At 72.6% G+C, this 19241-nt stretch carries 14 protein-coding genes and 2 pseudogenes; 9 read left to right on the top strand and 7 right to left on the bottom strand.

Annotation, left to right across the window (positions count from 1 at the left end):
* Nucleotides 1–19: 19 nt before the first annotated feature.
* On the bottom strand, nucleotides 20–1279 hold the full coding sequence (locus JW613_RS19060; RefSeq protein ID WP_209212032.1) for an MFS transporter: 1260 nt from the start codon (nucleotides 1277–1279) through the stop codon (nucleotides 20–22).
* A 17-nt stretch (nucleotides 1280–1296) separates the two neighbouring features.
* Here JW613_RS19060 and JW613_RS19055 point away from each other — a divergent pair, with 17 nt between their 5' ends.
* The 5 genes and pseudogenes from JW613_RS19055 to JW613_RS35850 form a co-directional block, all read left to right on the top strand.
* Nucleotides 1297–2529, top strand: coding sequence for an ROK family protein (locus JW613_RS19055; RefSeq protein WP_209212031.1), 1233 nt, complete (start codon nucleotides 1297–1299; stop codon nucleotides 2527–2529).
* A 4-nt stretch (nucleotides 2530–2533) separates the two neighbouring features.
* Nucleotides 2534–3097, top strand: a complete 564-nt coding sequence (locus JW613_RS19050) for a GNAT family N-acetyltransferase (protein ID WP_209212030.1) — start codon at nucleotides 2534–2536, stop codon at nucleotides 3095–3097.
* Between the two features lie 172 nt (nucleotides 3098–3269).
* Nucleotides 3270–3584 (top strand): SHOCT domain-containing protein, encoded by a 315-nt coding sequence (locus JW613_RS19045; protein ID WP_209212029.1) that lies wholly within the window; start codon nucleotides 3270–3272, stop codon nucleotides 3582–3584.
* A pseudogene (locus JW613_RS19040) lies at nucleotides 3581–4104 on the top strand (ABC transporter ATP-binding protein); the annotation flags it as partial. The gene JW613_RS19045 and the pseudogene JW613_RS19040, both read left to right, overlap by 4 nt.
* A gap of 315 nt (nucleotides 4105–4419) precedes the next feature.
* Nucleotides 4420–5923, top strand: a pseudogene (locus JW613_RS35850) (ABC transporter permease); the annotation flags it as partial.
* Nucleotides 5924–5951: 28 nt separating this feature from the next.
* Here the strand turns inward: JW613_RS35850 and JW613_RS19025 are convergent.
* Entirely contained in the window at nucleotides 5952–6575 is a 624-nt protein-coding gene (locus JW613_RS19025; RefSeq protein WP_307865945.1) for an ATP-binding protein, read from the bottom strand.
* A 141-nt stretch (nucleotides 6576–6716) separates the two neighbouring features.
* Entirely contained in the window at nucleotides 6717–7028 is a 312-nt protein-coding gene (locus JW613_RS19020) for a hypothetical protein (RefSeq protein WP_099877965.1), read from the bottom strand.
* A gap of 126 nt (nucleotides 7029–7154) precedes the next feature.
* On the opposite strand from JW613_RS19020, the gene JW613_RS19015 reads away from it, so the two are divergent.
* The gene (locus JW613_RS19015) at nucleotides 7155–8306 is read left to right on the top strand and encodes a PLP-dependent cysteine synthase family protein (protein WP_209212027.1); all 1152 of its coding nucleotides are present in this window, start codon (nucleotides 7155–7157) and stop codon (nucleotides 8304–8306) included.
* Nucleotides 8307–8351: 45 nt separating this feature from the next.
* Here the strand turns inward: JW613_RS19015 and JW613_RS19010 are convergent, their stop codons facing one another.
* Together JW613_RS19010 and JW613_RS19005 are read right to left on the bottom strand one after the other, a co-directional pair.
* Nucleotides 8352–8840 carry an SRPBCC family protein gene (locus JW613_RS19010; protein ID WP_209212026.1) on the bottom strand — a complete coding sequence of 163 codons (489 nt, stop codon included), beginning with the start codon at nucleotides 8838–8840 and terminating at the stop codon, nucleotides 8352–8354.
* 108 nt (nucleotides 8841–8948) lie between these two features.
* Nucleotides 8949–9800, bottom strand: coding sequence for a DeoR/GlpR family DNA-binding transcription regulator (locus tag JW613_RS19005; protein ID WP_209212025.1), 852 nt, complete (start codon nucleotides 9798–9800; stop codon nucleotides 8949–8951).
* A gap of 226 nt (nucleotides 9801–10026) precedes the next feature.
* Here JW613_RS19005 and JW613_RS19000 point away from each other — a divergent pair, with 226 nt between their 5' ends.
* Entirely contained in the window at nucleotides 10027–12522 is a 2496-nt protein-coding gene (locus JW613_RS19000) for a hypothetical protein (protein ID WP_307865944.1), read from the top strand.
* Here the strand turns inward: JW613_RS19000 and JW613_RS18995 are convergent.
* Nucleotides 12492–14984 carry a right-handed parallel beta-helix repeat-containing protein gene (locus JW613_RS18995; RefSeq protein ID WP_209212024.1) on the bottom strand — a complete coding sequence of 831 codons (2493 nt, stop codon included), beginning with the start codon at nucleotides 14982–14984 and terminating at the stop codon, nucleotides 12492–12494. The two genes, JW613_RS19000 and JW613_RS18995, sit on opposite strands and share 31 nt — an antisense overlap.
* A 182-nt stretch (nucleotides 14985–15166) precedes the next feature.
* Nucleotides 15167–15763, bottom strand: coding sequence for an Rv1733c family protein (locus JW613_RS18990; protein ID WP_245225958.1), 597 nt, complete (start codon nucleotides 15761–15763; stop codon nucleotides 15167–15169).
* Between the two features lie 529 nt (nucleotides 15764–16292).
* Between JW613_RS18990 and JW613_RS18985 the strand changes: the two genes are divergently transcribed.
* Nucleotides 16293–17705 carry a family 2B encapsulin nanocompartment shell protein gene (locus JW613_RS18985; RefSeq protein ID WP_209212022.1) on the top strand — a complete coding sequence of 471 codons (1413 nt, stop codon included), beginning with the start codon at nucleotides 16293–16295 and terminating at the stop codon, nucleotides 17703–17705.
* Between the two features lie 87 nt (nucleotides 17706–17792).
* Nucleotides 17793–19178, top strand: a complete 1386-nt coding sequence (locus JW613_RS18980) for a family 2B encapsulin nanocompartment shell protein (protein ID WP_209212021.1) — start codon at nucleotides 17793–17795, stop codon at nucleotides 19176–19178.
* Nucleotides 19179–19241 lie beyond the last annotated feature (63 nt).

Below are 19241 nucleotides of genomic sequence, written 5' to 3'. Positions count from 1 at the left end.
GGTCGTCTCCCGGCCCTGCTCACCCTTCCGGCAGCACCCTCTTGCGCGTCGCCGCCGCCGTCACCGAGGCGAACGCCGCGAGCAGTGCGACCGTCAGCAGCGCCGACCGCAGCGAGAACCAGTCGGCGAGGAAACCGATGGCGACCGGGCCGAGCAGTATTCCGCCGTAGCCGAAGGTGGAGGCGGCCGCGACCCCGCTGGGGCCCGCGAGATCGCCGGCGCGCCCGATGGCGATGGGGAAGACGTTGGCCAGGCCGAGGCCGGTGAGGACGAAGCCGCCCAGGACGAGCCACACCGACGGTGCGAGGGAACCCAGCAGCATGCCGCAGCAGCCCAGTACACCGCCGCCGATCAGCACCTTGCCGGGGCCCAGCCGCTCGACGAGCGTGGTGCCCGAGAGCCGGCCCAGCGTCATGGCTCCGGCGAACACCGAGTAGCCGGAGGCGGCCAGGGCCGCGCTCGCGCCCAGATCGTCCGTCAGATGCAGCGCGCTCCAGTCCGCCAGTGCGCCTTCGCCGTACGCCGTGCACAGCGCGATCAGGCCCAGTACGGCGACCGGCCGGCGGCTGCGCCCGGCCGGCCGCGGGGGTCCGGCGGTACCGGGTGTGCCGTCGGGTCCCTCCCCGCCCGGGCGTCGTGCGCCCGGCAGCTGGAAGCGCAGCAGCGGTCGGGCGGCGAGTGCGGCGACGACCAGCCCCGCGGCGGTGAGCAGCAGCAGGTGCCGGGTGGCGGTCAACTGCCCGGCGAGCAGCCCGCCGAGGCCCGCGCCGACCATGCCGCCGAGGCTGAAGGCGGCGTGGAAGCCCGGCATCACCGGGCGGCGCAGCGCGGTGATCAGCTCCACCGCGGTGCTGTTGAGGGCGACGTTCATCCCGCCGTAGGCGGCGCCGAAGACCAGCAGCACCAGTCCCAGTGCGAGTGCCGAGCCGGTGAGCGGCGGCAGTGCGACGCTGAGCGGCAGCAGGAATCCGCAGGCGAGGAGGACGGGTTGGTTGCCGAAGCGGGCGCACAGCCGTCCGGTCACCATCATGGTGGCCACGGCCCCCGCCGACACGCCGAGCAGCGCGAGGCCCAGCGTGCTGGCGGAGGCGCCTGTCTGGGCCTTGACTGCGGGAATCCTCACCACCCATCCGGCGAAGAGGAATCCGTCGAGAGCGAACAGAGCGGTCAGGGCGTAGCGGAAGCGGCGCAGGTCCGAGCGGTGGGGAGCGGCCATGGACCGGCCGCCGTGCCCCGTTGCACCGGCGAGCGCCGACCGTATTTTGTTTAGTGTCGGCACAAAGAGAGAATAGAGGGGTGACCCAGACGCGTACAACAAGGTTGGACAGAGGGCGTTCGGCGCTCGGGCCCGCACTGGAACTGGTCCACACCGGGCAGGCGCCCACCCGCGCCGTGCTCACCGCCGAACTGGGCGTGACCCGCGCCACCGCCGGAGCTGTCGCCGCCGAGCTGGAAGCCCTCGGGCTCATCACCGTCGACGCCCACCCCACCGCTCCCGTCGGCAGCCAGGGCCGCCCCTCCCACCGGCTCGCCATCGACCCCGCCGGACCCGTGGCACTGGCCGCACAGATCCACGCGGACGGCTACCGTGCCGCCCTCGTCGGCCTCGGTGGGCGCATCGTCGCCACCGCCCCCGGCTGCGGCATCGTGGACGCCGACCCGGCGCAGGTCATCAGCGAAGTCGTCGAGGTGGGCGCCGAGTTGCTGCGCACCACCGGGCGGCGCTGTGTGGGCGCGGGGCTCGCCGTGCCCTCGGCCGTCGCCGAGCCGGAAGGCACCGCGCTCAACCCGCTGCACCTCGCCTGGGAGGCGGGCGCCCCGGTACGCGACACCTTCCGCGCCTGCCTCGCCGAAACCGGCGTCACCGACCAGGTGCACGGCGCCGCGGTCGCCGGCTTCGCCGCCAACGACCTCAACGTCGCGGCGCTGGCCGAGCACCGGCACGGTGCCGGGCGCGGAGCCCGCCATCTGCTCGTCGTCGGCACCGGACACCACGGCGTGGGTGGCGCGCTGGTGCTCGACGGACGGTTGCACACCGGGAGTTCGGGCCTCGCCCTGGAGGTCGGCCATCTGACCGTCGACCCCGAGGGCCGCCCCTGCCACTGCGGCAGCCGCGGCTGCCTGGACGTGGAGACCGACCCGGTGGCGCTCTTCGACGCCGCCGGGCGTACGGCCGACTCCGGCACCTCCCTGCTGACGCAGGCCGCGGAACTGGTCCGTACCCGGTACGCCGACGACCCCGGCGTCCGGGAGGCGGCCGGCCGGCTCATCGACCGGCTCGGGCTGGGCCTCGCCGGCCTCGTCAACATCCTCAACCCCGACCGCATCGTGCTCGCCGGACTGCACCGCGCCCTGGTGGAGGCCGACGGCGAACGGCTGCGCGGCGTCGTCGCGGACCGCAGCCTGTGGGGACGCAGCGGCAGTGTGCCCGTCCTGCCCAGCGAACTGGAGCACAATTCCCTGGTCGGCGCCGCCGAACTGGCCTGGCAGCCGGTACTCGATGACCCGATCGGGACGCTGGGAGGATAGCCCCATGCGCATCCGAGCGGGGACCGCCCGCGAACTCGACAGACTCCAGGAGATCGAGCGGGCAGCGGGCCGGTGGTTCCGCGACCTCGGCATGGACGAGATAGCCGACGACGAGCCACCCTCGCTGGAGATCCTGCGCGAGTTCGCGGACACCGGCGGACTGTGGGTCGCCGCGGTCGAGGACGGCCCGCCCGCCGCCTACGCGCTCGCCGAACCGGTCGACGGCTGCCTGCACGTCGAGCAGGTCTCCGTCCACCCGGACCGCGCCCGGCGCGGCATCGGGCGAGCCCTCCTGGACCACCTGGCCTCGCGGGCGGCCGCCGACCGGATGCCCGCGCTCACCCTCACCACCTTCGCCGAGGTCCCCTGGAACGCGCCCTACTACGCGCGCCTGGGCTTCCGCACCCTCGCGGAGCACGAACTGACGCCCGGGCTGCGGGAGATCCGCGCCAAGGAGAGCAAGGCGGGGCTGGACCGCTGGCCCCGTGTCTGCATGCGCCGCGAGACCGGCCGACGGCCGTCCCAGGGGCCGCGGCCCGCGTCGCCCGGGCTTCTCCCGGCGGAGTAGCCCGCCCCGCCGCCGGGCGGCACAAAGCCGTCGCGGAGCAGCGCGCGCCCCTCGTGGTACTCCCCGGGAGGTACCGGTACTGCCGCCGGCCGTACGACGCCCCGGCCCCCGGTCGGCGCGCACTCTCGGTAGCGAGAACGCACCATCGACCGCTACCGAGGAGTTGAGGGCCGTGCAGACTCTGGCGCAATGGCACAACGACGGGGGCCCGGGACCCTGGATCCTGTTCTTCCCGCTCATCTGGGCCGCCGTCATCGCCGGCGGCGTCTTCCTGCTGCGCACCGTCCGGCGCGGCCACCGCGGCGCCCGCGCCGCCTGGGGAGCGCAGCCGCACCCGGCACAGGACGGCACCGGCAGCCCGCTCGACCTGCTCGACCGGCGCTTCGCCCAGGGCGAGATCGACGAGGACGAGTACTGGCGCCGCGTCTCCGTACTGCACGAGAGCACCCGCGAGCGGCACGGCGGGCCCACGGGCGGCAAGCGGTGAGCGGCACCTTTGCCGCACGCGTCACCGCTGCCGTGAAGGTCTACGGCAGCGGTGACGCGGAGGTCCGCGCACTCGACGGCGCGACGCTCGGCTTCGGGACGGGCCGCTTCACAGCCATCATGGGCCCCTCCGGCTCCGGCAAGTCCACCCTCATGCACTGCGCCGCCGGGCTGGACACCCTCACCTTTGGGCAGGCCTACATCGGCGGCACCGAACTGGGCTCCCTCAGCGACAAGAAGCTCACCCTGCTGCGCCGGGAGCGCGTCGGCTTCGTCTTCCAGTCGTTCAACCTGCTGCCGACCCTCACCGTCGCCGAGAACATCACCCTCCCGCAGGACCTGGCCGGCTCCCGCCCCGACCCGGAGTGGACCGAGGCCCTCATCGATGTCGTCGGGCTCGGCGACCGGCTGCACCACCGGCCCGGCGAGCTCTCCGGCGGCCAGCAGCTGGGGGTGCCCCCAGGCCCTTGAGGCACTGGGGGAGCGTCGCCGTGGCCAGGGCGCTCGCCGGGCGGCCCGATGAGCCCGACGAGCACCGAGCACTCTGTCCCCGCACGCACCGGTGGCAGCTCCCGCACGCGCAGCCGCGGCACCTCCGGCGTCGCAGCGGCCGAACCCAGCGTCGAGGGCGCCGGACAGCTCGTGGGCTCCGACGGCGAACCCGTCGGCGGGCAGGGTCCGCCCACCACCGCAGGCAACTGGATCGGCGACAAGCAACTCAACCCCTACGCGCTCTCCCGGGGCCGTGCGCCCCGCGCCCCTGGAGGTCGTGGTCAACGAGGGCGCCGCCGCCTCCGGCAAGCTCGAAATCGGCGACGTTACGACCCTGCGCACCCCCCGACCCCCTGCGGGTGAAGATCGTCGGCCTGGTCACCTTCGGCGGGGAGAGCGGCATGGGGCAGGCCACCTTCACCGGACTGACCCGCGCGGACGCGGAGCGACATCTGATGCCCGAACCGGGCACCGCCACCTCCATCCGGGTGCGTGCCGAGGACGGCACCAGCCAGCGGCAGCTCGCCGAGCGGCTGGAGGCGGCGCTGCCCGAGGGAATCGAGGCCGTCACGGGCCAGGAGGCGGCCGAGGAGAACTCCGAGAACGTCTCCGGCCAGTTCCTGACCCTCTTCACCAGCCTGCTGCTCGTCTTCTCCGGTATCGCGCTGCTGGTCGCCGTCTTCTCGATCCACAACACCTTCGCCATCGTCGTCGCTCAGCGCACCCGTGAGAACGCGCTGCTGCGCGCACTCGGATTCCCCTTTCAGAGGGCCCGCTGGTCATCAGCGCCCTCTCCTTGCTGCTGTCGCTCGGAGTCGGGATCGCGGTGTGCCTGGCCTCCTCGCTGAAGGCGACGACGGACGAGACGGTCAGCCGCAACTTCGCCGGGGACCTCGCGGTCAGCACCCCGGGTTCGGTGCCGGCGGCAGCGGCCTGAGCCCCGAGCTGGCGCCTGCCGTGCAGCGGCTGCCCGAGGTGGACATCGCGCTCGACCTGGGACAGGGAGTGGCCCGCGTCGACGGCAGGGGTCAGGAGCTGACCGTCACCGAGCCGGCCCAGCTGCCCCGCGTCATGCACCTGGGCGAGGTCGACGGCTCGCTCACCGGTCTGGGCACCCGTGGCATCGCCGTCTCACGGAGCGAGGCCGCCGACCACGGCTGGCGGCCCGGCTCCAGCACGACGCTCACCTTCAGCGACGGCACCGAGCAGCGCTTCACCGTCCGCGCCGTCTACGAGCAGAGCGAACTGACCGGTGACTACGTCCTCACCCACCAGGCGTGGGAGCCGCACCGCACGCAGGACGCCGACAGCCTGCTGTCGGTCACCTTCAAGGACGGCGTATCGCAGGAAGCGGGCCGGGACGCCGTCGAGCGGGTGGCCGACCGTTACGGCAACCCGGACGTACAGACCCGCGAGGAGTACGCGCAGTCCGCGGCCGGCGGCATCGACATGATGCTCACCCTCGTGTACGCGCTGCTGGGGCTCGCCGTCCTCATCGCCCTGCTGGGCATCGCCAACATCCTCAACCTCGCCGTGCACGAGCGCACCAGGGAGCTGGGGCTGCTCCGTTCGGTCGGCCAGACCCGCAGCCAACTGCGGGCCATGGTGCGGTGGGAGTCCGTGCTCGTCGCCGCCTTCGGCACGCTCGGCGGGCTCGGACTCGGCGGGTTCCTGGGCTGGGCGCTGGTACGGGCCACCGACAGCAGGGGGCTGAGCGTCTTCAGCCTGCCGCTGCTCCAGTTGACCGTGGTGGCCCTCGTCGGGATCGTCGCCGGTCTGCTGGCCGGCTGGTGCCCGGCCCGCAGGGCGGCCCGCCTCGATGTGCTGCGCGCCGTCGCCACCGAGTAGTCCTTCGGGCGGCGCGGTCGAGGCCGCCTCAGCCCGCTGCGGCCGGCTCCACCTCGGCAGGGGGCGGTACGGGGGCGGGAGGAGTGGAACCCGGCGGCGTCTCGCGTGCCGTGCCGCCCTCCCGGTCCCGGCCTCGGCCCTGGCCCCGGTCCTGGCCCTTGCGCCGGTCCGCCGTATCCGGTGCGGGGGCGGGGAGGGAGAACCAGACGATCTTCCCGGAGCCGTCGGTCTGGGCGCGCATGCCCCAGCTCTCGCTGATGGAGGCCACCAGCGCCAGACCGCGCCCGCTGGTGGACAGCGGCTCACGGGACGCGGAGCCGCGCACCTGCGGCAGCCGGGGGTCGTGGTCGCGCACCGAGACCGTGAGCCGGTTCCACATGTAGGAGAGTTCCACGGTGCAGTGCTTGTCGGCGGGCGCCGGGCCGTCCGCGTCGCTTCGCCCCTCGGGCTCGGCGTGCCGATGCACGTTGGCCAGCAGCTCGGTCAGCCCGAGGGCGGTGGCGTCGATGAGGGCGTCCAGGCGCCAGTACCGCAGCTGTGCGGAGACGATCCTGCGCACCTGGCCTATGCGCGAGGGCAGCGCCTGGAACTCCACGGCACAGTGCCGCGCCGGGGTGGTGTGTTTGCTCGTGCTGCTCGGTGGACTGATCACGACTGTGACTCCCTCACGAGGGGCCGCCCGGGGGCGGGGACGGATCACATGTGACGTGCGCTACAGAGCCAGGATGAGAGCGGACGAGCGGAGGTGCAAACGCTCAGCGACGATTCAGTCACACAGTGAGCCGGTGCCTGGTCATCTGCCGAGTACGCCGCGCTCGGCGGCGGCCTTCGCCCGTGCCGTACGCACGGCCGACAGCAGCTCCTCCCGATGGCCCAGGCCGAACCGCAGCAGATAACTTCTGCCCCGCAAGGTCGCCAGCGCCTGGTCCCGCAGCCCGTAGCCGCTGACCCGCACCTCGTCGACCGGCGCGCTGTCGATCTCACTGCCGTAGCTGGTCAGCAACACCAGCTCGCCGTCCCGCACCAGCACATGGCCGGCCCGGGTGAGTGAGCGAAGCATCCGGCTGATCCCAACCCCAGTCGCGTCGAACTCCGGCTCCGCCACTACACACCGCCTCCCACCGGATTCTGCCAAGCAGGGGTACCCCCGAGCGGTGTCCGTACACCCGGAGAAACTCCACCCCTCGCCGTGAGCATGCCCACGTCCGCGCCTGTCTACCGGCCCCCCTCTATGATCGGCCTCGTGAGCGCCACCGAACCCGCCCCTCCCGTCGCCGACCTGCCCACCCAGGACGTCGACCGCAGCGATCCGGACCAGCGAGGCTGGCTGAAGGAGGCGGTACGCAAGGTGCGCGCCGAGAGCGGACGCAGCGCCGACACCCATCTGCTCGCCTTCCCACTCCCTGAGGAGTGGGGTATCGACCTGTACCTCAAGGACGAGTCGACCCACCCGACCGGAAGCCTCAAACACCGCCTGGCGCGCTCGCTGTTCCTCTACGCGCTGTGCAACGGCTGGATCCGCCCCGGCCGTCCCGTCATCGAGGCGTCCAGCGGTTCCACCGCGCTGAGCGAGGCGTACTTCGCCAAGCTGATCGGAGTGCCGTTCATCGCGGTGATGCCCCGCACGACGAGCAGCGAGAAGACCCGGCTGATCGAGTTCCAGGGCGGCACCTGCCATCTGGTGGACGATCCGCGCACCGTCTACGAGGTCTCCGCCCGGCTCGCCGCCGAGAGCGGCGGACACTTCATGGACCAGTTCACCTACGCCGAGCGGGCCACCGACTGGCGCGGGAACAACAACATCGCCGAGAGCGTCTACGGGCAGTTGAGCCGCGAGCGCCACCCGGAGCCCGCCTGGATCGTGGCCACCGCGGGCACCGGCGGCACCTCGGCGACCTTCGCGCGCTACATCCGCTACATGCAGTACGACACCCGCGTATGCGTCCCCGATCCGGAGAACTCCTGCTTCTTCGAGGGCTGGACGCGCGGCGACCCGGAGGCCACCAGCGCGACCGGGTCCCGTATCGAGGGCATCGGGCGGCCCCGTATGGAGCCCAGCTTCGTGCCCGGTGCCATCGACCGCATGATGAAGGTCCCGGACGCCGCCAGCGTGGCTGCCGTACGCACCCTCGACCGGGTGCTGGGGCGCAAGGCGGGCGGCTCCACCGGCACCGGACTGTGGAGCAGCCTGCGGATCGTCGCCGAGATGCTGGCGGCGGGCGAACAGGGCAGCGTCGTCACCCTGCTGTGCGACCCGGGTGAGAGGTATCTGGACAAGTACTACTCGGACGTCTGGCTCGCCGAGCAGGGGCTGGACATCGGTCCCTATGTACGCACCCTGGAGCGGTTCCTGGCCACCGGCGCGTGGACGGAGCACCGCTAGGCACGCTGCGCAGACGGCCTCCGCCATCACGCTGCCGGCCGTCGCTCAGGGGCGCAGCCTGTGCTCCAGCTTGCGCATGGCGTCCCGGAACGAGGCGCCGAGCCCGGGCCTGCCCAGCCGCAGCACGGCCCGCAGCGCCGGGGTGCCCGCCACGGCCATCGTCCAGCGCACCCGGGTGCCGCCGGCCGGTGAGGGGGCCAGGTTCCAGTCCTCCAGCATCGCGCGGATGCCGGGCGCGTTGGTGCGGTCGATCCGGTAGGTGTACCGCTCGCCAGGATGCGCCGCCAGCACCGTCTCGTCGAAGAAGCCCCCGCCCTTCAACCGGACCTCCCGGCCCTTGCCGCCGGCGGTCGGCCGCACCTCGGTGACCGCCGTGAACCAGCGCGGCCATGCCTCCAACTCGTCGGCCAGCGCCGTGTACACGCGTTCGGGCGCAACCCCCAGGTCTGCGGTGAAGGGCAGCCGCAGCGGTGCGGTGTCGGCGAAGTCCAGCTCGACGGGGTGCAGTTGCCGTGCCGACAGTTGACGTGCCATACGAACGACCCCCAGCGGTACGCGAACGGACGTGCGGAGCCCCACCACCCTAGCCGCGGCCGGGCGGCCGGACAGCACGGCCGCGGGCAGCCGGAGCGGGTCCCGCCGTCACAGCGCGCCCGCGGCCCCCTCGACGTCCTGCTCCCCGGCCACCACCAGCTCCGGCAGCCGCTCCCGGATCTCCTCCCGCACCGCGGGCGGCATCCCGCTGTCCGTCACCAGCGCGTCCACCTGATCCAAGGAAGCGAACGAACTCAGCCCCACCGTCCCCCACTTGGTGTGGTCCGCGACCACGATCACCCGGCGCGCCGAGCCGACGAAATGCCGGTTCGTCTCGGCCTCCGCCAGATTCGGTGTGGACAGCCCCGCCTCCACCGATATGCCGTGCACCCCCAGGAACAGCGCGTCGAAATGCAGCGCACGGATCGCCGCGTCCGCGACCGATCCGACCAGCGAGTCCGAGGGGGTACGCACCCCGCCCGTCAGCACCACCGTCGCCGCACCCGGACGGCTCCCGGCGCCCCCGGCACCCGAACGCTGCGCGGAATGGAAGACATCGGCGACCCGCACCGAGTTGGTGACCACCGTCAGATTCGGTACGTCCAGCAGCTGCCGGGCCAGCGCGAACGTCGTGGTGCCCCCGGAGAGCGCGATCGCGGTACCCGGCTGCGCCATGGTGGCCGCCGCACGCGCGATGTCCTCCTTCGCGCTCAGCTCCAGGGAGGACTTCGCCTCGAACCCCGGCTCGTGGGTGCTCGCCTCCGCGACCGGCACCGCGCCGCCGTGCACCTTCTCCAGGGCGCCCTGCCGGGCCAACGCGTCCAGGTCGCGCCGCACCGTCATGTCCGAGACCGACAGCTTCCGGGTCAGTTCGTTGACCCGCGCCCCGCCCCGTCGCCGTACCTCCTCCAGGATCAGCGCGCGCCGCTGCTCGGCGAGGAGGTTCTGGTTGTCGCTCACTGCCGCTGTCTCCATTCCTTCCTGACCGACCTGTCGGGGCTGTGGGGGAGGCCGCCGGTGGAGCCATCCTCCCACGCGCACAACGGGGGCGCTCCTGCCCGGATCCGGCACTCCCCACTCCACCTTCACCCTTGAGGGGCTGGCACTCCGCAGGGCCCGGCGGTGATGCTGTCACCCGTAGCCGACACAGCTGACACACCGTTCGGGGGACTCGGGGGAAGCCACAGTGCCGTCAGACCACGCACGCAACGGCAACGGGGCGCGCGGGAACACGCCGGGCCTCGCGCTCGAACTGCTCGTCCACGGGGTGGGGGGCACCACCCCCGCCGAGATGCTCGGCGACCCGCGCACCGAGCGCGTCACCGGAGACAGCACGGCGGCGATACACCGCCGCACCGACGACAAGGACGCCGAGCGGCGCCCCCAGGACTACGCGGGCAAGCCGGTCCCGGAGGCGTACTGCTGGTCGAACCTCACCTCGGGCAACGGGGCGCGCGCCCTGTGGCTCATCCTGCTGCCGTTCATGGTGGCCAACCTCGCGCACTGGACCCGGCCCGCTGCGCACGGCCGCCACCGCACCGTGCGGCTGCACGGCCTCCTGGTCCGGCTGATCGCGCTCTCACTGACCGTGCTGCTGGTCGCGGCCGTGTGCGAGGTCGCGCTGGATCTGATCGCCTGGCAGTGCGCTGGAGCCGCCCGTTGCGCCGAGGAGCGGTCCTGGCTCGCCTTCATGGCCGCGCCGCAGGAAGCCGGCGACTCCGGCGGCTGGTGGAGCCAGCCCGGCCGCAGGCTCGCACTGGCCGCCGTCCTGCCCACCGCGGTGACGGTGCTGCTGTGGTGGCTCTCGCACCGCACCTGGAGCGCCTACGAGTCCCAGCCGCCGCTGGAGCGCACCGTCCCGGAGGACCATCCGGCAGCCGATGGACGCCCGCCGCTGTCGCTGCCCGGCTTCTGGTACGGCAAGCGCCTCGTCTCCCGGCTGCGGGCCGCGCACACCGCCGCCGGGTTCCTGACCGTCGCCGCCGCGCTCACCGCCGCCACCACCCGCCACGACCGCGCACCCGGCGGCAACGCCGTGCTCGACGTGTGCGGCTGGCTGCTGGCCGGGCTGGTGCTCGCCGGTGCGGCGTGGGTACTGCTCGTCGTCTGCCGCAAGGGCCGCAAGGAGAGCGAACCGGACCGCGAGACCGACTCGCTCGCCGTGCACGGCCTTCCCGGTGCCTCGCTGGCCGTCCTGCTGCTCGCCGTCGTGCACAGCGGCTGGAGCCGCCCCGGCTGGACCTCCGGCGGAACACTCCCGGGCGACCAGGCGTTCAGCGTCCTCGCGGTGCTGCAGGGCGCGCTCGTGGTAGCCCTCGGTGTCCTCGGACTGTCACTGCACCGCGTCACGCGGGTGCCCCGTACCGCGCTGGGCGGACTGGCCTCCGGTTCCGTCGGCATGCTCGCCTGCGCACTCGGCGGCCTGCTCTCCGGCGGTGTCTGCCAGCGGGTCGGGGACTGGCTGGACGGGCCCGGCACCCCGGGCCGGACCGGCGGCCACATCGACGGCCCGCCCACCGTGCTCACCTGGCAGGCGTCCATCATCCCGGTGCTGCTCGCGCTGGTGCTGCTGCTCGCTTGCTGGTTCGTCTTCCGGGTGTGGCGCGACTCGCGGCGGCTCACCGACGACGTGGCGGCCGGCTATCCCGGCTTCCTGCCCGATGAGACCCGGTCACGGCACATCGCGTCGGCCATCGCCCGGGCCGGACTCACCGACCAGGCACCCTGGCTGGTGGCCACCGTCGCCGCCGCCACGCTCGTGCTGGGCGGCGCGGCGGTGGTAGGCACCATGGCGACCGGCCAGGTGCCCGGCGAGGCGGCCGAGGGCGCCCCCGACATCGTCGCGGGGTTCGCCGACACGGTGCAGGCCCTCGGCTCCTGGCTGGTCGGCTTCGCCTTCGTCCTGCTGCTCGCCTGGAGCCGCCGCGCCTACAAGGACGCCTCGGCCCGCCGCACCATCGGCATCCTGTGGGACGTGGGCACCTTCTGGCCGCGCTGCGCCCACCCGTTCGCGCCGCCCTGCTACGCGGAACGCGCCGTGCCCGACCTGGCCTGGCGGATGGCGATGTGGACCGACCAGCAGCCCGAACGGCGCCTGGTGATCTCCGGCCACTCCCAGGGCAGTGTGCTGGCGGCCGCCGCCGTCTGGCAGCTGGACCCCGAAACCCGCCGCCAGATCGCGCTGCTCACCTACGGCTCACCGCTGGAGCGCCTGTACGGCCGCTGGTTCCCCGCCTACTTCGGACCGCACCGGCTCGCGGCGCTGCACGGCGGCCTGGAGTGCTGGCGCAACCTGTGGCGGCTGACCGATCCCATCGGAGGACCCGTGCGGCCCGAGCGGGCCGACACTCCCGAACCCGGCCCGCCCGAGGAGTGCCGCGGCGTGGACCGCGGCCCGCTCCGCGACCCCCTCGTCTACGGCCGCACCCGCGAGTTGCCGCTGCCCGAGCCGATCCTGGCGCACGGCGACTACCAGGCGGACCCGGCTTTCGCCCAGGAGCGCGCCGGGCTGCTCAAGCGCCTCCGGGCCCGCTTCCGGTCGTTCCACGAGCGTACCGAGGGCGTGCCGCGCCAGCCCGAGCCCCGGCCCGAGTCCGACCCGGCCGCCGACCCGGCCCCCGAACCGGCCGACGCGGCCGGAGCCGGGGCGGTTCAGGCGGAGTCGGGCAGGTCCGAGGGGTAGAGCAGGGTGAGGTCGTCGGTGCTCGGGTCGGGCAGCTGAGCCACCCGGCCCGCGTGCCGCTCGACCATCGCCTCGAACGTCTGACGTGCCGTGCGCCCGTTGCCGAACGAGGGACCCTTGGGCAGCCGGGCGAAGTAGCCGAGCAGCGCCTGCCGCGCGCCCTCACCCAGGTGGTACTCGTGCTCTTCGGCCTGCTGTTCGACGATGCGCAGCAGTTGCTCCGGTGCGTAGTCGCCGAAGGTGATCGTGCGGGAGAAACGGGAGGCGACGCCCGGGTTGGCGGCCAGGAAGTGCTCCATCTCGGTGGTGTAGCCCGCCACGATGACCACTACGTCGTCGCGGTGATCCTCCATCAGCTTCACCAGCGTGTCGATGGCCTCCCGGCCGAAGTCGCGGCCCGAGTCCTGCGGCGCGAGCGCGTACGCCTCGTCGATGAACAGCACCCCGCCCTTGGCCCGCTCGAACGCCTCCTGGGTGCGGATCGCTGTCGACCCGATGTGCTCGCCCACCAGATCGACGCGGGAGACTTCCACCAGATGGCCGCGCCGCAGCACGCCGAGGGAGCGCAGGATCTCGCCGTAGAGGCGGGCCACCGTGGTCTTGCCGGTACCGGGCGAGCCGGTGAAGACCAGATGCCGACGCGCGGAGGCCGCCTTGAGCCCAGCGCGCTGCCGCCTGCGGCCGACCTCGATCATGTCGGTGAGCGCCCTGACCTCTCGCTTGACGCTCTCCAGCCCGACCAGCGCGTCGAGTTCGCCCAGCACCTCCTTGGCCGGACGGGCCGCGTCCTCGCCGTCCGGGCCGCCGTCCGCAGCGGGATCGGCCGCCGGCGCGGCTGCCGCGGTCTCCGTCGACGAGCTGCCCGAACGCTGCCGGGGGAGCGCGGCCTGCGCGGTCAGCAGCCCTGCCGGGCCCTCGGCGGGGGCGGCGGAAGCGGCAGAGGGCGTGGAGGAGGCCGCACCGTTGGTCGCCGACGGCGCGACGACGGTCGCCGCGCTCTCGTCGCTGGTGCAGTCCTCGACCGTCGGGCCCTCCTCGGCGAACTCGTAGCCCCCGCGCGTGCACCGCTCCGTGCGGCAGCGGCGCAGCGTGGTGCGGCAGCCGTCGATGACGTGGAACCCGTAGCCGCGCGAGCCGGTCACCCGGCAGTTGTGGAAGGTCCCGCGCCCTTCGGCCGACACGTAGAACCCGGCCTCGCCGGAGCCGCTGACCGTGCAGCGCTCGATGGTGGGGTCCGCGCCCTTGGTGACGATGACGCCGGTCGCCGCCTGGTCGATGGTGCAGCCGTTGAGCACTCCGCCGCTGCCGTGGTCGCGGAACCAGGCCCCGGTGGCGGCCTTGCTGATCCGGCAGTCGTCCAGTTGCACGACGGCACCGTCGCTCACCGAGACGGCGGTGCCGCGCACCTGGGACAGGTCGCTGTCCAGCACATCGGCGCGCGAACCCCGGTCGAGGACGAACAGCGCGTCGGGCACCGAATGCACCCGGCAGGTGTCCAGCACCGCTGTCGCACCGTCGCTGACCCACACCGCCGGATAGTCGCCCGTGCTCTCGTGTATCTCGCAGCCGTTGGCGTCCGCGCGGGTGCCCGGATCCCACACCGACAGGCCGTTTCGGCCGAAGCGGCGCACCTTGGAGCGGGTCAGCGTCAAAACGGAGCGGGAGCGCAGATCGACCGCGTTCTCGGGGATGTCGTGGATGTCGCAGTCCGCGAGGGTGAGCACCGCGTCGGTGTCGAGGGTGACGCCGTCGGCGGAGGTGCGGTGCACCTGGCAGTCGGTGAAGTGCCCGCTGGCGCGCGCGGCGACGCGCAGCCCACTGCCCTTGATCTCGTACACCTCGCAGCCGACCGCTTCCAGCGTGCTGCCCTCGCCCTGCAGCGCGATACCGGCCCCGGAGGCCAGATGCACCCTGCAGTGCGCGATGCGGGGACGCGCGCCGTCGCGCACCAGGACACCGGACTGGCCGGCGGCCACCACCTCGCACTCCTCGTACACGCCGCTCGCCCCGCCGGTGATGCTGAGGCCGATCCCGGCCGGGTTGTCCACCGTGCAGCGCCGCACCGTGGGCCGGGCACCGCCGCGCACCTCGATCCCGGCGGCCGAGCGGGTCATCACCCGCAGCCCGGCCAGCTCCGGTGCCGAGTCCTCCACCAGCACGGCGGGCACGGCCGAGTCCTGCCCCTCGATCTGGAGGTCCTGGACCAGCGCGGCGGAGCGTACGGTCAGCGCCACCCCTTCCGTCGGTGCGATACGGACGGGCCCGGCGCCGCCGCGCTCCGGGCCGCGCAAGGTCACCATGCGTTCGATGACGAGGTTCTCCCGGTAGGTTCCCGGTGCCACGGTGAGTACGTCGCCGTCGCCCGCGGCCTCCAGCGCGGCGGACAACGACGTGTACTCGCCCGTGCGCCGCCGCCACCGCGACGTCCCGCTGTGCGTGACCTGGACCGAGCCCTGTGCCATGGAGTGCTGTGCCCCAACCTCGTGCGTACCAAGATGCGTTAAGCCTGTCGCACGGAATGCCGAGTGCGCCGTCCGTGCCGGCCGCACCACCGTAGCGTGCGCTGTTGGTCCGCGGTGACGGGTCCAACCGAGTGACCGGCACGGATGCCCTTTCGAAACCGCTCCGGGACCGTGCGGGCCCGTCAGTTGCCGGCGCCGGTGCGGCCCCAGTCGGGACCGATGCGCACCCACTCCTCGTCCCAGCGCGCGTACCGGCGGCGCAACAGCAGTCGTACGGTCACCCGCCGTCCGCCCTCCAGCGCTCCGGCGGCGAAGGCGGCGGCGGCCAGTCCGGCCAGCAGCGAGTACGAACGGGCGCTGCGGGCGCTCATCGGGCGGGAGGTGAGCCGGCCCTGCGCGTCGGTCCACACAGGGAAGCGGCTGCCCGGCTCCACCGGATGGCGCAGCATCACGGTTCCGGTGTGCGTATTGCCCTCGGGCCCCGTCCAGCGTGCCGTGACCCGGTTGCGGTTCTGTGCCCCGGCGGCCGTCTCCGTCTCGGAGTCCAGCGGCGGCAGCACGGTGACGTGCTGGACCGTCGCCTGGATCCGCTGTCTTTCGTGCTGCTGCTCGTGGGCCGTACGCAGCAGCGCCTCGTGGGCGGCGTCCGCGGCGGCCCAGCCTGCCAGCGGAACTCCCAGGGCGATCAGCAGCGCGGCCCACAGGGACAGCCAAGCCTCTCGGCGGTCGGTGCCGCGGCACAGCGGGTTCCCGCGCCAGCGCCACAGGCCGACGATCATGCGCACCGCCGCTCACCCCCTTCTCGCCGTCCCTTACGTACCTCATCGGGCGCGGTACATGCACGAGAAGGGCCGAAGAGCCCTGAGTCGCCGTTCTGTGACCTTCTGCCGTTCCTCGGGCCGTCGGTCCTTCGGGGCCGTCGGCTCCCTTTCCGTCCTCGGGTTCTGCCTGGGCTCGCTTCGTTCCCCTCGTGGTCCGCCGAGTTTACTGAGTGGGTTGTCGGCATCGGACAGCGGGCGCGGATCGGATGTGCGCGCGCCCCCTGGTGCGCCCGCGCGCCTTCCGGGGATTTCCCAAGCGGAAAGAGCGTGCTTCGCGAAGGCGGAGTCGCAAACAGTGAGAATTCCCCGCGCTCCGTCACTGTGAGTGAGCGGTTCGGGAGGAAGGCGGCGGCTTTACCCCGGGAATCGCGCGGGCATTCGGAGTGCGGCGTCATCTTTCGAGCGATTGCCGCCGCTCCCGCGCCTCGCATAACTTCGGCCCGCAGCGTGTGAATTGACGGATCATCACGAGGATTGGCGGTGTCGGATGACGACTGCGGCGGAGCGGAATTCCGGAAACGAGAGTGCCGAGCAGGCCCAGCAGAGCCTGGCAACAGCAGCGGCCCGGAATCTCGCGACCACCACGAAGACACCCCCGCAGATGCAGGGGATCACCTCGCGGTGGCTGCTGCGGGTCCTGCCCTGGGTGCAGGTGACCGGCGGCACCTTCCGGGTGAACCGGCGGTTGAGCCACACCCTCGGTGACGGCCGCGTGGAGTTCGTCTCCACCGGCTCCGAGGTACGGGTCATCCCTCTGGAGCTGACCGAGCTGCCGGCCCTGCGCGGCTACGAGGACCAGGAGGTGCTGGAAGCCCTCGCCGGCCGCTGCGAGCAGCGCGACTTCCGCCCCGGAGAAGTGATCGTCGAGGAGGGCCGGCCCGCCGACCAGCTGGTGCTGATCGCGCACGGCAAGCTGCGCCGCAGCGTCCGCGGCAGGTACGACGAGGACATCACCCAGGGCGTGCTCGCGGACGGCGACTTCGTCGGCGACGACCGGCTGACCGGCCAGGCCGGCACCTGGGATCACACCCTCACCTCGCTGACCAGCGGCACCGTCCTCACCCTGGAGCGACGCGCCTTCGACGCCGTCCTGGCCGACTCCCCGTCGCTCCGCTCCCACCTGGCCGCGACCCGCGCCCTGATCCCGTCCCAGCGCACCGAGAACGGCGAATCCGCGATCGAGCTGGCCTCCGGACATGTGGGCGAGGCAGCGCTGCCGGGCACCTACGTCGACTACGAGCTGACCCCTCGCGAGTACGAGCTGGAAGTCGCCCAGACGGTGCTGCGCGTCCACACCAGGGTCGCCGACCTGTACAACCACCCCATGAACCAGCTCGAGGAGCAGCTGCGGCTCACCATCGAGGCGCTGCGCGAACGCCAGGAGCACGAGCTGGTCAACAACAGCCGGGTCGGGCTGCTGCACAACGCGGAGATGAAGCAGCGCATCCACACCCGCTCCGGGCCGCCCACCCCGGACGACCTGGACGAGCTGCTGGCCACCGTCTGGAAGGACCCCAGCGTCATCCTGGCCCACCCCAAGGCGATCGCCGCGATCGGCCGCGAGTGCAGCAAGCGCGGCCTGTACCCGCAGTCCGTCGACTACGAGGGCCACTCCGTGCCCGCCTGGCGCGGCGTCCCCATCCTGCCGTGCAACAAGATCCCGGTCAGTCCGCAGGGCAGCACCTCTGTCCTGGCGATGCGTACCGGCGAGAAGGCACAGGGAGTCGTCGGACTCCACCAGACGGGAATTCCCGACGAGTACAGCCCGAGCCTTTCGGTCCGCTTCATGGGCATCAACGAAACGGCCGTCATGTCCTACCTGGTGAGCGCCTACTACTCCGCCGCCGTACTCGTACCCGACGCGCTCGGAATCCTCGAGGACGTCGAACTCGGGCACTGACAGCAACCCCCGAGCGGGCACGGCGGAAAACCGCCGTCGGCGACACCAGGAAAACAGGCAGCCGGAAACACCAGGAACTGGGCACAGATGACGACGCATCCCGAAGAAGTCCAGCAGGACCGCTCCAGCCTCTCCACAGCGGCCGCGCGGAAGCTCACCACCACGACCAAGACGCCGCCGCAGATGCAGGGGATCTCTCCCCGCTGGCTGTTGCGCGTACTGCCCTGGACGGAGACCACCGGCGGCACCTACCGCGTCAACAGGCGACTCACCCACACCCTGGGTGACGGCAGGATCGAGTTCGTCTCCACCGGCACGGATGTCAGCGTCATCCCGGCCGAGCTGCGGGAGATCCCGCTGCTGCGCGGCCTGGAGGACGAGTCGGCACTGCGCGCCCTGGCCGAGGGTTTCACCCAGCGCGAGTACGCGCCCGGTGAGGCACTGGCCGTCCGCGGCGAACCCGCCGACGAACTGCTGCTGATCGCGCACGGGCGCGTCGTCAAGCGGGCGGCGGGGCAGTACGACGACGAGATCGAGCTCGGCGTCATCGCCGACGGCGACCACGCCGGCGACCAGATCCTCACCCCACAGCCGGGCAGCTGGGAGCACACCCTCCGCGCCACCACGCGCTGCACGGTGCTCGCCCTGCCCCGCAGCACCTTCCAGCAGATCGTGGACGCCTCCCAACCGCTGCGCGACCACCTCGCCACGCTGCTCTCCCGCTCCGTCCCCGCGCAGAACCGGCGCGGCGAGGCCGACATCGCCCTGGCTTCCGGGCACGCCGGCGAGCAGCCGCTACCGGGCACGTTCGTCGACTACGAACTCAATCCGCGCGAGTACGAACTGGCCGTCGCGCAGACCGTGCTCAGGGTGCACAGCCGCGTCGCCGACCTCTACAACGACCCGATGAACCAGGTGCAGGAGCAGCTGCGGCTCACCATCGAGGCACTGCGCGAACGCCAGGAGAACGAACTGGTCAACAACCGCGAGTTCGGGCTGCTGTACAACGCCGATCTCAGCCAGCGCATCCGCACCCGGTCGGGTCCGCCCGCCCCGGAGGACCTGGACGAGCTGATCTCACGCCGCCGCAAGACCCGCTATCTGCTGGCCCACCCCCGCGCCATCGCCGCCATCGGCCGGGAGTGCAGCAAGCGCGGTGTCTACCCGGAACGCACCGAGGTGGAGGGCAGCAGGGCGCACGCCTGGCGCGGCATCCCGCTGCTGCCCTGCGACAAGATCCCGGTACGCGAGGACGGCACCACCTCGGTGCTGGCCATGCGCACCGGCCTGGAGGACCAGGGCGTGATCGGACTGCACCAGACCGGCATCCCGGACGAGATCCAGCCCTCCCTCAACGTCCGCTTCATGGGCATCGACGAGAAGGCGCTGATCTCCTACCTGGTGAGCGTCTACTTCTCCGCCGCCGTCCTGGTGCCCGACGCGCTCGGCATCCTGGAGGACGTCGAGGTCTGACCCGCTCGGACGGTCACCGGACCCCAGGACAACGGCCGCCAGGCCGCAAGACAGGGGTCGCCC

This window comes from Streptomyces smyrnaeus, assembly GCF_017676345.1.
Taxonomy (GTDB): domain Bacteria; phylum Actinomycetota; class Actinomycetes; order Streptomycetales; family Streptomycetaceae; genus Streptomyces; species Streptomyces smyrnaeus.
The sequence above is the reverse complement of the archived record's forward strand: the minus strand, read 5'-3'. Positions and strand labels throughout refer to the sequence as shown.

Excerpts from the sequence above, each read along its gene's own strand:
- JW613_RS19050 (WP_209212030.1), top strand. The coding sequence starts at position 2,534 with ATGCGCATCCGAGCGGGGACCGCCCGCGAACTCGACAGACTCCAGGAG.
- JW613_RS19015 (WP_209212027.1), top strand. The coding sequence starts at position 7,155 with ATGATCGGCCTCGTGAGCGCCACCGAACCCGCCCCTCCCGTCGCCGAC.
- JW613_RS19010 (WP_209212026.1), bottom strand. The coding sequence starts at position 8,840 with ATGGCACGTCAACTGTCGGCACGGCAACTGCACCCCGTCGAGCTGGAC.
- JW613_RS18995 (WP_209212024.1), bottom strand. The coding sequence starts at position 14,984 with ATGGCACAGGGCTCGGTCCAGGTCACGCACAGCGGGACGTCGCGGTGG.
- JW613_RS18990 (WP_245225958.1), bottom strand. The coding sequence starts at position 15,763 with ATGATCGTCGGCCTGTGGCGCTGGCGCGGGAACCCGCTGTGCCGCGGC.
- JW613_RS18985 (WP_209212022.1), top strand. The coding sequence starts at position 16,293 with ATGACGACTGCGGCGGAGCGGAATTCCGGAAACGAGAGTGCCGAGCAG.
- JW613_RS18980 (WP_209212021.1), top strand. The coding sequence starts at position 17,793 with ATGACGACGCATCCCGAAGAAGTCCAGCAGGACCGCTCCAGCCTCTCC.